Origin of the sequence: Stutzerimonas stutzeri (genome assembly GCF_009789555.1) — a bacterium.
GTDB classification, from domain to species: Bacteria; Pseudomonadota; Gammaproteobacteria; order Pseudomonadales; family Pseudomonadaceae; genus Stutzerimonas; species Stutzerimonas stutzeri_R.
In genome coordinates this window covers 2,728,759-2,743,106 of sequence record NZ_CP046902.1, presented here as the reverse complement: position 1 = coordinate 2,743,106, position 14,348 = coordinate 2,728,759, and the positions used below count along the sequence as shown (strand labels likewise).

Genomic DNA, 14,348 nt, shown 5'->3' with positions numbered 1-14,348 from the left:
GGCTCGGGTGACCGGACGCCGTGCTCAGCCGGGCATCTTCAATGCTTCGGGCGAGACGACGATACCGTTGTTATCGGCATACAGGTATTCGCCAGGACGGAACGTGACCCCACAGAACGTCACCGGCACGTTGAGGTCGCCAATGCCACGCTTGTCGGTCTTCATCGGGTGAGTGGCCAGCGCCTGTACGCCGAGCTCGGTCTGGGCGATCACATCGACATCACGGATACACCCGTAGATGATCAATCCTTCCCAGCCGTTACGGGCGGCCTTTTCTGCCAGCATGTCGCCGAGCAGTGCACGCCGTAGCGAGCCACCGCCATCGACCACCAACACTTTACCGGTACCCTCGACATCCACCTGTTCCTTGACCCGCGAATTGTCTTCGAAGCACTTGATCGTCACGATCTGCCCGCCAAAGGAGTCGCGTCCGCCAAAATTACTGAAGATAGGCTCTACCACCTGCACCAGCTCAGGGTAGGCGTCGCACAGATCGGGAGTGACGTATTGCATGGGAAATCTCCTTGAAGAGGAATCGCACCGGGCCCTGGCACTGACCATCTCCATCGACGGATAGCGCCTCGCCGCACCACAGGGCCCAGCGCCTGGCTCGCTGCCCACCATATCGCATTCGCACCGCCGGAGCTCCGCTGCAACGCAGCCAGGCGATGCAATCGCGCTCTCGCGGCGCATGAAAAAGGGCGGAGACCGCCCTTTTTCAACCTGCGATTATTTGATTTCGGCGTCCGCCAGGAAGAACCAGGTGTCCAGTACCGAATCGGGGTTCAGCGAGACACTCTCGATCCCCTGCTCCATCAGCCACTTGGCCAGATCAGGATGATCCGAGGGTCCCTGGCCGCAGATACCGATGTACTTGCCCGCCTTGTTGCACGCCTGAATGGCGCTCGCCAACAGCTTCTTGACAGCAGGATTACGCTCATCGAACAGGTGGGCGATGATGCCGGAATCGCGGTCCAGCCCGAGCGCCAGCTGTGTCATGTCGTTGGAGCCGATGGAGAAACCATCGAAGAACTCGAGGAACTCATCGGCCAACAGGGCGTTGGACGGAAGTTCGCACATCATGATGATGCGCAGACCGTTCTCACCGCGCTTGAGGCCGAACTGTCCGAGAATATCGATGACCTGCGACGCCTCGCCGAGTGTACGCACGAAAGGCACCATCAGCTCGACGTTGGTCAGGCCCATCTCATCGCGAACCTTGCGCATGGCGCGGCATTCGAGTTCGAAACAGTCGCGGAAGGACTCGCTGATATAGCGCGAAGCGCCACGGAAGCCGAGCATCGGGTTCTCTTCTTCCGGCTCGTAGAGCTTGCCGCCGATCAGGTTCGCGTATTCGTTGGACTTGAAGTCCGACAGACGCACGATGACCTTCTTGGGCCAGAATGCGGCCGCCAGCGTGCTGACACCTTCGACCAGCTTCTCGACGTAGAAATCGACCGGGTCACCGTATCCCGCGATACGCTTTTCGACGCTGGCCTTGATGTCCGCCGGCAAACCGTCGAAATTCAGCAATGCCTTGGGGTGCACGCCGATCATGCGGTTGATGATGAACTCGAGACGAGCAAGCCCCACGCCCTCATTCGGCAACTGGGCAAAATCGAACGCGCGGTCCGGGTTGCCAACGTTCATCATGATCTTGAACGGCAACTCCGGCATGGCATCGATGGAATTCTGGCGGATGTCGAAGCCCAGCTCGCCTTCGAAGATCAGACCGGTGTCGCCTTCGGCGCAGGTCACGGTGACGCGCTGGCCATCCTGTAGCAGCTCGGTGGCGTTGCCGCAGCCGACGACGGCGGGAATGCCCAGTTCACGAGCGATGATGGCCGCGTGGCAGGTACGGCCGCCACGGTTGGTCACGATGGCGCTGGCACGCTTCATCACCGGTTCCCAGTCCGGGTCGGTCATGTCGGACACCAGTACGTCGCCTGGCTGAACCTTGTCCATCTCGGACACGTCGTGAATGATCTTGACCGGGCCGGCACCGATGCGCTGCCCGATGGCGCGGCCTTCGACCAGGACGGTGCCCTTTTCCTTGAGCAGGTAGCGCTCCATGACGTTGGCGCTGCTACGGCTCTTCACGGTTTCCGGTCGCGCCTGAACGATGTACAGCTGGTTGTCGTCGCCGTCTTTGGCCCACTCGATGTCCATCGGGCGACCGTAGTGCTTCTCGATGGTCATTGCCTGGCGAGCAAGGTTGGCGACTTCGGCGTCGGTCAGGCAGAAGCGCATGCGGTCGGCCTGATCGACCTCGACAGTCTTCACCGATTTGCCGGCGCTGGCTTCTTCGCCGTAGACCATTTTGATCGCCTTGCTGCCCAGGTTGCGACGCAGGATGGCAGGACGGCCGGCTTCCAGGGTGTGCTTGTGGACGTAGAACTCGTCGGGGTTGACCGCACCCTGCACAACGGTTTCGCCGAGCCCGTAGGCGCCCGTGATGAACACAACGTCACGGAAGCCGGATTCGGTGTCCAGGGTAAACATCACCCCGGCGGTGCCGGTCTCGGAACGCACCATGCGTTGCACACCCGCGGACAGGGCGACCAGCTTGTGATCAAAGCCCTGGTGTACGCGATAGGCAATGGCGCGATCGTTGAACAGCGATGCGAACACTTCCTTGGTGGCGCGGATCACATTGTCCACACCGCGAATGTTGAGGAAGGTCTCTTGCTGGCCAGCGAAGGAAGCATCCGGCAGGTCCTCGGCGGTGGCGGACGAGCGAACCGCTACCGCCATGTTTTCGTTGCCGCCGGCCATTTCCGCGAATGCGGTGCGGATATCGGCATCGAGCTGCGGCGGGAATTCAGCCTCCATCACCCAGCCCCGGATCTGCGCGCCCGCCTTGGCCAGCGCGTTCACGTCATCGACATCCAATGCATCGAGAAGCGCATGGATCTGCTCGTTGAGACCGCTGAGCTCCATGAAATCACGATAGGCCTGAGCTGTCGTGGCGAAACCGCCTGGTACCGAAACACCCGCACCTGCGAGGTTGCTGATCATCTCGCCCAGGGAGGCGTTCTTGCCCCCTACACGCTCAACATCATGATTGCCGAGCTTATCGAGGGAAACTACGTACTCTACCAAGGTGATCTCTCCACGTTGTGTTGGAAACTCGGTTCGTGCTCATCCGCAGCACGGTGGTCTGGCCCTGCAAAATAGGTAACAATGCCCGCCAATCGAGGCTCGGCGAAGGGGCCTACTATAGCTGAGAACCGTTCTTGACTTAAGGTCCCAGGCGCAATGAAACGAACTGCATTTTTTATATCCGACGGTACCGGAATCACGGCCGAGACACTCGGCCAGAGCCTGTTGGCACAGTTCGAGACCATCAGCTTCACCAAGCTCACCCGACCGTATATCGACACGGCCGAAAAAGCGCGGGCAATGGTACAGCAAATCAATAAAGCGGCGGAAAGCGACGGTGCGCGCCCGATCATATTCGATACGCTTGTGAACCAGGAAATTCGGGACATCCTGGCTGAATCCAATGGCTTCATGATCGACATCTTTTCGTCCTTCCTTGCTCCGCTGGAACATGAACTGATGTCACGTTCCTCCTATTCGGTCGGCAAATCCCATTCGATCGGCCATAACGCCAACTACATGGAGCGAATCGACGCGGTCAACTTCGCTCTCGACAACGATGACGGCGCCCGCACGCACTACTACGACAAGGCGGACCTCATCCTGGTCGGTGTCTCAAGGTGCGGCAAAACGCCCACCTGCCTGTACATGGCGATGCAGTACGGCATCCGGGCAGCCAATTATCCGCTGACCGAAGACGACATGGAGCGCCTGCAACTGCCCACCGCCTTGAAAACCCACCGGGACAAGCTGTTCGGCCTGACCATCGACCCGGACCGGCTGACGGCCATCCGTAACGAGCGCAAACCCAACAGCCGCTATGCCAGTTACGCCCAGTGCGAGTTCGAGGTTCGCGAGGTGGAAAACCTGTTCCGCCGCGAGAACATCAACTACATCAACTCCACCCATTTCTCGGTGGAAGAGATATCCGCCAAGATTCTGGTCGAGAAAGGCGTCGAGCGCCGTCTCAAATAAGTGCCGCTTTGCTAGACAACAAAAAGTCCGCTTAGTGCGGACTTTTTGCTTCATGGCGTTTGATTGCGTAATCGCCATGAACGGGCGTTGCGATCAGACGCAGGCGGAAGCAGGCGGGAGCAGGCTGACGCGGCGCGTGCCCTCAGAACCCATCGCGCGGAACACGCACCCAGCCTTCCATCAGTATTCGTGCGCTGCGGCTCATACTGGCCTTGAGCACCGTCCATTCGCCGGCGACCTGACGTGCCTCGGCGCCCACTCGCAACGTACCGGAGGGGTGCCCGAAGACCACCTCAGAACGATCTCCGCCACCAGCCGCCAGATTGACCAAGGTGCCGGGAATCGAGGCGGCAGTGCCGATGGCGACCGCCGCGGTGCCCATCATCGCGTGGTGAAGCTTGCCCATCGAGAGCGCACGCACCAGCAGGTCAACGTCCGAGGCGCCAATCGCCTTGCCGCTGGACGAGACGTAATCCCGCGGCTTGGCAACGAATGCCACCTTGGGCGTGTGCTGACGCTTGCCGGCTTCCTCAAGCGTCTTGATCAGCCCCATGCGCAGCGCACCGTGTGCGCGAATGAGTTCGAACATGGCCAGCGTCTCCGGATTGCCGTTGATCGCATCCTGCAGTTCGCTACCGGTGAGCCCGACCTCCTCGGCGTTGATGAAGATCGTCGGGATGCCGGCGTTGATCATGGTTGCCTTCAACACGCCGACGCCGGGCACCTCGAGCGAGTCGACCAGATTCCCCGTCGGGAACATCGAGCCACCGCCCTCACCGTCTCCTTCGTCTGCCGGATCGATGAATTCCAGGACGATTTCGGCGGATGGAAAGGTCACGCCGTCCAGTTCGAAATCGCCGGTTTCCTGCACGTCTCCATTGCTCACCGGCACGTGCGCAATGATGGTCTTGCCGATATTGGCCTGCCAGATGCGCACACTGCAGACGCCGTCCTGCGGAACCCGCGCCGGATCGACCAGCCCCGCATGCAGCGCAAAGGCGCCGGCCGCCGTAGATAGGTTGCCGCAGTTGCCACTCCAGTCGACGAAGGCGCTGTCGATCGAGACCTGGCCATAGAGGTATTCGACGTCGTGTTCCGGGCGCTCACTCTTCGACAGAATGACGCATTTGCTGGTGCTGGATGTCGCGCCGCCCATACCGTCGGTGTGCTTGCCGTAAGGGTCGGGGCTGCCAATGACGCGCAGGAACAGTTTGTCCCGCGCCATGCCGGGAACCTGCGCCTCAACGGGCAAATCTTCCAGTCGGAAAAACACGCCCTTGCTGGTGCCACCGCGCATGTAGGTGGCCGGAATTTTCAGTTGCGCTGCATGAGCCATGGAAACCTGCCCTCATAAAAAGCCATGACCCACTGGCCATGGCACGGATTGAGTCATAGGAAGGCATCGCTGCGTCTTGGGCAGCGATGCCTGACGCCCCTTCAGGACTGGTTGAGGAAGTCCTTGGCGAAGCGTTGCAGCACCCCACCGGCGTCGTAGATCGAGACTTCCTCCGCGGTATCGAGGCGGCAGGTGACCGGCACCTCGATGCGCTCGCCGTTCTTGCGCGTGATCACCAGCGTCAGCGTCGCCCGCGGCGTGCGCTCGCCGAGCACGTCATAGGTTTCGCTACCGTCGATGCCCAGCGTCAGGCGTGTCGTGCCGGGCTTGAACTCCAGCGGCAGCACGCCCATGCCGACCAGATTGGTGCGATGGATACGCTCGAAGCCCTCGGCGACGATGGCTTCCACGCCCGCCAGCCGAACGCCCTTGGCCGCCCAGTCGCGAGACGAACCCTGGCCGTAGTCGGCGCCCGCGATGATGATCAGCGGCTGCTTGCGATTCATGTAGGTTTCGATAGCTTCCCACATGCGCATCACCGTGCCATCCGGCTCGACGCGGGTCAGCGAGCCCTTCTTCACCTGCCCGTCGACCACCGCCATCTCGTTGATCAATTGCGGGTTGGCGAAGGTCGCGCGTTGAGCCGTCAGGTGGTCGCCGCGATGCGTGGCGTAAGAGTTGAAGTCCTCTTCCGGCAGGCCCATTTTGGCCAGGTATTCACCGGCAGCACTGTCCAGCAGGATCGCGTTCGACGGCGACAGGTGATCGGTGGTGATGTTGTCCGGCAGTACCGCCAGCGGGCGCATGCCCTTGAGCGACCGCTCTCCTGCAAGCGCGCCTTCCCAGTACGGCGGACGACGAATGTAGGTCGACATCGGGCGCCAGTCATACAGCGGACTTTCGGCCTCGACCACTGTGCCCAGATCGAACATCGGGATGTAGATCTGCTTGAACTGCTCCGGCTTGACCGACGCCGCGACGATGCGGTCGATCTCTTCGTCGCTCGGCCAGAGGTCCTTGAGCGTCACCGGATTGCCGGCCTGATCATGGCCCAGCACGTCTTTCTCGATATCGAAACGCACGGTTCCGGCAATCGCATAGGCGACCACCAGCGGCGGCGATGCCAGGAACGCCTGCTTGGCGTACGGATGGATACGACCATCGAAGTTTCGGTTGCCGGACAGCACCGCCGTGGCGTACAGGTCGCGCTCGATGATTTCCTGCTGGATCGCAGGGTCCAGCGCGCCCGACATGCCGTTGCAGGTGGTGCAGGCATAGGCAACGATGCCGAAACCGAGCGCTTCCAGCTCCGTCAGCAGGCCAGCATCCTCCAGGTACAACTTGGCCACCTTGGAGCCCGGTGCGAATGACGTCTTGACCCAGGGTTTGCGCATCAAACCCAGCGCGTTGGCCTTTTTCGCCAGCAGGCCGGCGGCGACCACGTTGCGCGGGTTCGACGTGTTGGTGCAACTGGTAATCGCGGCGATGATCACCGCGCCGTCCGGCATCAGCCCTTCACGTTCTTCGGCTTGCGCCTTGTCGAGATCCACCGCGATTCCGCGCTCATGCAATGCCGAAGTCGGCAGGCGGCGATGCGGGTTGGACGGACCGGCCATGGTGCGCTCGACGCTCGACAGGTCGAATTCCAGTACCCGCTCGTATTCGGCGTCGACCAACGCATCAGCCCAGAGGCCGGTGGTCTTTGCGTAGTTTTCCACCAGTGCTACCTGTTCCGGTTCACGACCGGTCAGCTTCAGGTAATCGATGGTTTGCTGGTCGATGTAGAACATCGCAGCGGTCGCGCCGTACTCCGGGCACATGTTGGAAATCGTCGCGCGGTCGCCGATGGTCAGGCTCGCCGCGCCGTCCCCGAAGAACTCCACATAAGCGCCGACCACGCGCTCCCTGCGCAGGAACTCGGTCAGCGCCAGGACGATGTCGGTCGCCGTGATACCGGGCTGCCGTTTGCCGGTCAGCCTGACGCCGACGATATCGGGCAGGCGCATCATCGAAGCGCGCCCGAGCATGACCGTCTCGGCTTCCAGGCCGCCAACGCCCACGGCGATCACGCCGAGCGCATCGACGTGCGGGGTGTGGCTGTCGGTTCCGACGCAGGTGTCCGGAAAGGCGATGCCGCCCCGGGCCTGAATGACGGGAGACATTTTCTCCAGGTTGATCTGGTGCATGATCCCGTTGCCGGCCGGAATCACATCGACGTTCTTGAAGGCCGTCTTGGTCCACTCGATGAAGTGGAAACGGTCCTCGTTGCGACGCTCTTCGACGGCACGGTTCTTTTCGAACGCTTCAGGGTCGAAGCCGGCATATTCGACGGCCAGCGAGTGGTCGACGATCAATTGGGTCGGCACCACTGGATTGACCTTGGCCGGATCACCGCCCTGCTCGGCGATCGCGTCGCGCAGGCCGGCCAGGTCCACCAAAGCGGTCTGGCCGAGAATGTCGTGACAGACCACGCGCGCCGGATACCAGGGAAAGTCCAGGTCGCGGCGACGCTCTATGATCTGCTTCAGCGAGTCGGTCAGGGTGGCCGGGTCGCAACGCCGCACCAGCTGTTCGGCCAGTACGCGCGACGTATAGGGCAGCGTGTCGTAGGACCCAGGCTGGATGGCTTCGACCGCGGCGCGGGTATCGAAGTAGTCCAGCTGCGTGCCGGGCAGCGGTTTGCGATGTTCTGTATTCATGCCGAAAGACTCAATCCAGTGAAAATGTTCGCAGAAGCAGGTCGGGGAGAACGCCAGCGCGCGCTCCCCTTTTCGATCAGCGCTCAGCGATCGGAACGACCTTGCGTTGTTCCGGACCGACATACTCGGCACTTGGCCGGATGATGCGATTGTTGGCCCGTTGTTCGATGACGTGGGAAGCCCAGCCGGTGACGCGAGAGCAGACGAAGATCGGCGTGAACAGCTTGGTCGGGATGCCCATGAAGTGATAAGCCGAAGCATGGTAGAAGTCGGCGTTGGGGAAGAGTTTCTTCTGTGCCCACATCGTCTCGTCGACGGCGACCGACACCGGGAACAGCACGGTATCGCCCACTTCATCGGCCAGCTTTTTCGCCCAGACCTTGATGACCTCGTTGCGCGGATCGGACTCTTTATAGATCGCGTGACCGAAGCCCATGATCTTGTCCTTGCGTTCGAGCATGCCAAGGATGCCCTGCACCGCCTCGTCCGGCGACTGCCACTGCTCGATCATGTCCATCGCCGCCTCGTTGGCGCCGCCATGCAGCGGACCGCGCAGCGAGCCGATGGCGCCGGTAACGCAGGAGTACATGTCCGACAAGGTCGATGCGCAGACGCGCGAGGTGAAGGTCGAGGCGTTGAACTCGTGTTCGGCATAGAGAATCAGCGAGACGTTCATCACCTTGACGTGCAGCTCGCTCGGCTTCTTGCCGTGCAGCAGGGCCAGGAAATGACCGCCCAGCGTGTCTTCATCGCTGCTGCACTCGATCCGTTGCTGATCATGGGTGAAGCGATACCAGTAGCACATCATGGCCGGGAAGGCGGCCATCAGTCGCTCGGCCACGTCGCGCTGCTGCTCGAACGAGCGTTCCGGTTCGAGCGTGCCCAGGACGGACGCCCCGGTACGCATGACATCCATGGGATGCGCGTCAGCCGGAATCCGCTCCAGCACTTCTTTCAGCGCCGTCGGAAGGTCGCGCATGGTTTTCAGACGCGCCTTGTATTCGGCAAGCTGCTGCGCCGTCGGCAGTTCACCATAGAACAGCAGATAGGCGACCTCTTCGAATTCCGCCTGCGCCGCCAGATCGCGTACGTCGTAACCCCGGTAGGTCAAGCCCGCACCGGTCTTGCCGACCGTGCACAGCGCGGTCTGCCCGGCGACCTGGCCACGCAAGCCAGCGCCACTCAATACTTTTGCTTCAGCCATTGCTTTCTCCTTATTGAATTTATTCTGGATACTGCAAATCTGCTCATTCATCAGACTGGCGATCGCCGTGGATCGCCCGCTTACCTCAGCCCTTCTTCTGCGCGAAAAGCGCGTCGAGGCTTTGCTCGAACGCGTGATAGTTGATGCGCTCGTACAGCTCCATGCGGGTCTGCATGGTGTCGACGACATTCTTCTGCGTCCCGTCGCGGCGAATCGCGGTGTAGACGTTCTCGGCCGCCTTGTTCATCGCACGGAACGCGGACAGCGGATAAAGCACCAGTGAAACGTCGGCACTGGCCAATTCGTCCGTGGTGTACAGCGGTGTCGAGCCGAACTCGGTGATGTTGGCAAGGATCGGCGCACCAACCTTTTCGGCGAACAGCTTGTACATCGACAGCTCGGTGATCGCTTCCGGGAAGACCATATCCGCACCCGCGTCGACGCAGGCCTGTGCACGCTCCAGAGCAGACTCGAGCCCCTCGACCGCCAGCGCGTCGGTACGCGCCATGATCACGAAGCTGTCGTCGGTACGCGCATCGACCGCCGCCTTGATCCGGTCGACCATTTCCTGCTGCGAGACGATTTCCTTGTTCGGACGATGGCCGCAACGCTTGGCGCCCACCTGGTCCTCGATGTGAATCGCCGCGGCGCCGAACTTGATCATCGACTTGACGGTACGCGCCACGTTGAACGCCGAGGAGCCGAAACCGGTATCCACATCGACCAGCAACGGCAGATCGCAGACATCTGTGATCCGGCGTACATCGGTCAGCACGTCATCCAGCCCGCTGATGCCCAGATCGGGCAGACCAAGCGAGCCGGCCGCAACACCGCCACCCGACAGGTAGATCGCCTTGAAACCGGCCCGTTTGGCCAGCAGCGCGTGATTGGCATTGATTGCGCCAACCACCTGCAGCGGGTGTTCACTGGCCACCGCATCGCGGAAACGCTGGCCGGGAGTAGGAAGTGTCATGCCTCACCTCTTGGTTGTGGTGTCTGTTGTTGAGCCGCCTGGTAGTGGCGCTCGATATTGCGCTTGGACGCGCCGATATGCCGGCGCATCAACAACTCGGCCAATTCCCCGTCCCGGTCGGCGATGGCGTCAAGAATCCGATGATGTTCAGCAAACGCCTGATGGGGACGGTTCGGGGTCGCGGAAAACTGGATGCGATACATCCTCACGAGCTGATACAGCTCGCCGCAGAGCATCTGGGTCAGCGTGCGATTGCCGCTGCCCTGAATGATCCGATAGTGAAAGTCGAAGTCGCCTTCCTGCTGGTAATAGCCCACGCCAGCCCTGAAGGCCTCGTCTCGCTCATGGGTCTCCAGCACGCGACGCAGCTCATCGATCTCGCTCTCGCTCATGCGTTGCGCGGCCAGCCGGCAGGCCATGCCCTCCAGCGACTCGCGAATTTCATAGAGTTCAATGAGTTCCGCATGGCTGAGCGAAACGACCCGTGCGCCTACGTGCGGCACGCGCACCAGCAGCTTCTGCCCCTCCAGCCGATGGATCGCCTCGCGCAGCGGCCCGCGACTGATCCCATAGGTGCGTGCGAGTTCGGGTTCCGAAATCTTGCTACCCGGAGCAATCTCGCCTTTAACGATGGCGGCCTGGATCAACCGGAAAACGTGCTCGGACAGGGTTCCGCTGTCGACCTGATCAGGGCGAGCGACTTCCAACGCATCGAGCATATTGTTGACACCTCGTTGAGCAATGCGCACAAATTATGCCTGCATCGCCGTCGAGTCAATGCTACGAACGGCTATTGTCGACAATCTGCCGGAAGCTCGCCAAATAACATCAACGCCGTCGATAGCGACACCGGCGCATCAAGGCTAGCCGCGCCAATAAATGCCCATGCTAGAATGCCGCGCTATGCACTTTTGCCTGGCGGCCACCTCGCCATGCTCTCAACCCGTGGGTCGTCGTTGCGCCCATGCCTCTGTTGACTCGACTAATTCTGGATCTATGAGCGCCAAAACCCGTCTCCTGTTGCTTTGTCTTTCGCTCTTTCCGCTGCTTGTCCAGGCCGATGAAAAAACCATCTACGGCCTGAATGAACATGTCGCACTGCCCGATTTCGGCCTTGAAGTGCCGGCCAAGCTCGACACCGGTGCGCAGACCGCCTCACTCAGCGCGCGCGACATCGAGCGATTCAAACGCGACGGCAAGAGCTGGGTGCGCTTCTACCTCGCCATAGACGAGGCTCACAGCCGACCGATCGAGCTTCCCTTGCAGCGCATCAGCAAGATCAAGCGCCGCGCGGGCGACTTCGATCCGGAAGAAGAAAAAACGTACACGCCGCGCCCGGTCGTCGAGCTCGATCTGTGCATGGGCAAGGTTAAACGCAGCATCGAAGTGAACCTCACGGACCGAAGCGCTTTCCAATACCCACTTTTAATCGGTTCCGATGCGCTTACCCGCTTCGAAGCCCTGGTCGATCCAAGCCTTAAGTACGCTGCTGGCAAGCCCGGCTGCATCATCGAATCCGACGCCGACGAGTAATGCCATGCGCGCCCTGACCTTGCACCTGAAAGTTCTGATTTTTGTACTCGTCACATTGGGGATCGCGATTACCGCGTACCAGATTTTCGTCCTCGGAATTCCGATTACCGAAGATGAAACCGACGACCTGTGGAACATCGATGCCAAGGTCGAATTCCAGGCCAATCCGCGCGAACCGGTGAAGCTGCAGATGTATGTGCCGCCGCTCAACCAGGAGTTCGTCAGCCTCAACGAAAGTTTCATTTCCAACAACTATGGCGTGAGCATCAACCGCGCCGACGGCAACCGCCGAGTCACTTGGTCGGCGCGGCGAGTCAGCGGCAATCAGACGCTCTACTACCGCCTGGTGCTGACCAGACGCTACAGCGGTGAGCAAACCAAGGCCACCGGCCCGATCTTCCGCGACAGCATCCCGGTCGAAGGCGCCGAAAAGATTGCGGCCGAGGCGCTGCTGTCGCCGATTCGCCAGCATTCGGCCGACGTCGAGACCTTCATCAGCGAAGCCATCAAGCGCGTCAACAACGCCAACGACGATAACGTCAAGCTCCTGCTGGGCGGCGACTCCGCGACGGTGAACAAGGCCCGCGTGATCGAATTGCTGCTGTCGATCGCACACGTGCCCATGGAGCGCGTGCATACCGTACGGCTGTCGTCTGACATGGCGCAAACGCCCGAGCTGTGGCTGCGCAGCTTCAACGGTGACAAGTGGCTGTATTTCAACCCGGAAACCGGCGAGCAGGGACTGCCGAAGGATCGCCTGGTCTGGTGGACCGGTGACGAGCCGTTGGTGAGCCTGGAAGGCGGCCGGAATCCGCAGGTGACCTTCACCCTCAACAGCAGTGAAATGAACGCCATCCGCCTGGCCAAGCTGACCGACGAGAACACCGACGCGGACTTCCTCGAATACTCGCTGTATGGCCTGCCGCTGCAGACCCAACAGACCTACCAGATCATGATCATGATCCCGGTCGGTGTATTGGTTATTCTGATTCTGCGAAACCTCGGCGGCCTGCAGACGCTAGGCACCTTCACACCGGTCCTGATCGCCCTGGCGTTCCGGGAAACTCAGCTCGGCTTCGGTATCATCCTGTTTACCGTGATCACCGCGCTGGGACTGTCGCTTCGATCGTACCTTGAACACCTCAAGCTGCAGATGCTGCCGCGGCTTTCCGTCGTATTGACCTTTGTCGTCGTACTGATCGCGGTGATCAGCCTGCTCAGCCACAAACTGGGCCTGGAACGCGGGCTGTCCGTCGCGCTGTTCCCGATGGTCATTCTCACCATGACCATCGAGCGCCTGTCGATTACCTGGGAGGAACGCGGCGCAAGCCACGCGTTCAAGGTCGCCGTAGGCACGCTGGTCGCCGCAACCCTGGCACACATGCTGATGAGCGTCCCGGAACTGACTTACTTCATGTTCACGTTCCCGGCCGTGCTGCTGGTCATGGTGGGCTTCATGCTGGCAATGGGTCGTTATCGCGGCTATCGCCTGACCGAGCTGTTCCGATTCAAAGCCTTTCTGAAGGATTGAGCCATGTTCGGTCTGATCAAGACGTGGAAGGCCCTCGAAGCCAAGGGCATCATGGGCATCAACCGCCGCAACGCGGATTACGTGCTCAAGTACAACAAACGCAACCTGTATCCGATCGTCGACGACAAGATCATTACCAAGGAAAGGGCCATCGAGGCCGGTATCGACGTGCCGGAGATGTACGGCGTCATCGAGACCGAGAAGGACATCGACAAGCTCAAGGACATCGTCAAGGACCATGTCGACTTCGTCGTCAAGCCGGCCCAGGGGGCCGGCGGTGACGGCATCCTGGTGATCGCCGACCGTTTCGAAGGCCGGTACCGGACGGTATCCGGGAAGATCATGACGCACGACGAGATCGAGCATCAGATATCGAACATTCTCACCGGTCTCTACTCACTCGGCGGCCACCGTGATCGCGCGCTGATCGAATACCGCGTCACACCGGATCCGATCTTCAAGAGCATCAGCTATGAGGGCGTCCCGGACATCCGCATCATCGTCCTCATGGGCTACCCGGTGATGGCCATGCTAAGGCTGCCAACACGGCAATCCGGCGGCAAGGCCAACCTCCACCAGGGCGCAATCGGCGTCGGCGTGGACCTGGCAACGGGCATCACGCTTCGCGGCACCTGGCTGAACAACAAGATCGCCAAGCACCCTGACACCACCAACGCGGTGGACAGCGTGCAATTGCCGAACTGGGATGGCTTCATGAAGCTCGCCGCGGGCTGCTACGAGCTTTGCGGCCTGGGCTATATCGGCGTCGACATGGTGCTGGACCAGGACAAGGGACCGCTGATCCTGGAACTCAACGCTCGCCCCGGCCTGAACATCCAGATCGCCAACGACTGCGGCCTGACTCACCGCACGCACGCGGTGGAAAACCGGCTCGAGGAATTGAAGAAAAAGGGCATCCAGGAGACGCCAGAGGAGCGGGTGCGATTCGCCCAGGATCTGTTCGGCCATATACCGCCCCACGCGTGACGCGAGGT

At 60.9% G+C, this 14,348-nt stretch carries 11 protein-coding genes; 4 read left to right on the top strand and 7 right to left on the bottom strand.

All coding sequences use genetic code 11. The features are described from left to right. Nucleotides 1-24 precede the first annotated feature (24 nt). Nucleotides 25-513, bottom strand: a complete 489-nt coding sequence (gene rraA / locus GQA94_RS12745; RefSeq protein ID WP_158188373.1) for a ribonuclease E activity regulator RraA — start codon at nt 511-513, stop codon at nt 25-27. 216 nt (nt 514-729) lie between these two features. Further along, on the bottom strand, nt 730-3,102 hold the full coding sequence (gene ppsA, locus GQA94_RS12740) for a phosphoenolpyruvate synthase (RefSeq protein ID WP_158188372.1): 2,373 nt from the start codon (nt 3,100-3,102) through the stop codon (nt 730-732). Nucleotides 3,103-3,258: 156 nt separating this feature from the next. Between ppsA and ppsR the strand changes: the two genes are divergently transcribed. Then, the gene (gene ppsR, locus GQA94_RS12735) at nt 3,259-4,077 is read left to right on the top strand and encodes a posphoenolpyruvate synthetase regulatory kinase/phosphorylase PpsR (protein WP_158188371.1); all 819 of its coding nucleotides are present in this window, start codon (nt 3,259-3,261) and stop codon (nt 4,075-4,077) included. A gap of 142 nt (nt 4,078-4,219) precedes the next feature. On the opposite strand, the gene prpF is transcribed toward ppsR, so the two are convergent. The 5 genes from prpF to GQA94_RS12710 form a co-directional block, all read right to left on the bottom strand. Next, nucleotides 4,220-5,413 carry a 2-methylaconitate cis-trans isomerase PrpF gene (gene prpF, locus GQA94_RS12730; RefSeq protein WP_158188370.1) on the bottom strand — a complete coding sequence of 398 codons (1,194 nt, stop codon included), beginning with the start codon at nt 5,411-5,413 and terminating at the stop codon, nt 4,220-4,222. Between the two features lie 101 nt (nt 5,414-5,514). Continuing rightward, entirely contained in the window at nt 5,515-8,112 is a 2,598-nt protein-coding gene (gene acnD, locus GQA94_RS12725; RefSeq protein ID WP_158188369.1) for a Fe/S-dependent 2-methylisocitrate dehydratase AcnD, read from the bottom strand. 76 nt (nt 8,113-8,188) lie between these two features. Further along, nucleotides 8,189-9,316 (bottom strand): bifunctional 2-methylcitrate synthase/citrate synthase, encoded by a 1,128-nt coding sequence (gene prpC / locus GQA94_RS12720; protein WP_158188368.1) that lies wholly within the window; start codon nt 9,314-9,316, stop codon nt 8,189-8,191. Between the two features lie 85 nt (nt 9,317-9,401). Further along, a complete protein-coding gene (prpB, locus tag GQA94_RS12715; RefSeq protein ID WP_158188367.1) occupies nt 9,402-10,289 on the bottom strand; it encodes a methylisocitrate lyase in 888 nt (295 codons plus the stop codon). Next, nucleotides 10,286-11,008 (bottom strand): GntR family transcriptional regulator, encoded by a 723-nt coding sequence (locus tag GQA94_RS12710; RefSeq protein WP_158188366.1) that lies wholly within the window; start codon nt 11,006-11,008, stop codon nt 10,286-10,288. Before GQA94_RS12710 ends, prpB begins: the two co-directional genes overlap by 4 nt. Nucleotides 11,009-11,285: 277 nt before the next feature. Here GQA94_RS12710 and GQA94_RS12705 point away from each other — a divergent pair, with 277 nt between their 5' ends. The 3 genes from GQA94_RS12705 to GQA94_RS12695 are packed head-to-tail and all read left to right on the top strand — an operon-like array spanning nt 11,286 to nt 14,340. Then, the gene (locus tag GQA94_RS12705) at nt 11,286-11,822 is read left to right on the top strand and encodes an ATP-dependent zinc protease (protein ID WP_158190099.1); all 537 of its coding nucleotides are present in this window, start codon (nt 11,286-11,288) and stop codon (nt 11,820-11,822) included. Nucleotides 11,823-11,826: 4 nt separating this feature from the next. Next, entirely contained in the window at nt 11,827-13,353 is a 1,527-nt protein-coding gene (locus tag GQA94_RS12700; protein WP_158188365.1) for an inactive transglutaminase family protein, read from the top strand. Nucleotides 13,354-13,356: 3 nt separating this feature from the next. Then, the gene (locus tag GQA94_RS12695; protein ID WP_158188364.1) at nt 13,357-14,340 is read left to right on the top strand and encodes an alpha-L-glutamate ligase-like protein; all 984 of its coding nucleotides are present in this window, start codon (nt 13,357-13,359) and stop codon (nt 14,338-14,340) included. Nucleotides 14,341-14,348 lie beyond the last annotated feature (8 nt).

Coding starts and splice junctions, on each gene's coding strand:
- rraA (WP_158188373.1), bottom strand. CDS start 513: ATGCAATACGTCACTCCCGATCTGTGCGACGCCTACCCTGAGCTGGTG.
- ppsR (WP_158188371.1), top strand. CDS start 3,259: ATGAAACGAACTGCATTTTTTATATCCGACGGTACCGGAATCACGGCC.
- prpF (WP_158188370.1), bottom strand. CDS start 5,413: ATGGCTCATGCAGCGCAACTGAAAATTCCGGCCACCTACATGCGCGGT.
- acnD (WP_158188369.1), bottom strand. CDS start 8,112: ATGAATACAGAACATCGCAAACCGCTGCCCGGCACGCAGCTGGACTAC.
- prpC (WP_158188368.1), bottom strand. CDS start 9,316: ATGGCTGAAGCAAAAGTATTGAGTGGCGCTGGCTTGCGTGGCCAGGTC.
- prpB (WP_158188367.1), bottom strand. CDS start 10,289: ATGACACTTCCTACTCCCGGCCAGCGTTTCCGCGATGCGGTGGCCAGT.
- GQA94_RS12710 (WP_158188366.1), bottom strand. CDS start 11,008: ATGCTCGATGCGTTGGAAGTCGCTCGCCCTGATCAGGTCGACAGCGGA.
- GQA94_RS12705 (WP_158190099.1), top strand. CDS start 11,286: ATGAGCGCCAAAACCCGTCTCCTGTTGCTTTGTCTTTCGCTCTTTCCG.
- GQA94_RS12700 (WP_158188365.1), top strand. CDS start 11,827: ATGCGCGCCCTGACCTTGCACCTGAAAGTTCTGATTTTTGTACTCGTC.
- GQA94_RS12695 (WP_158188364.1), top strand. CDS start 13,357: ATGTTCGGTCTGATCAAGACGTGGAAGGCCCTCGAAGCCAAGGGCATC.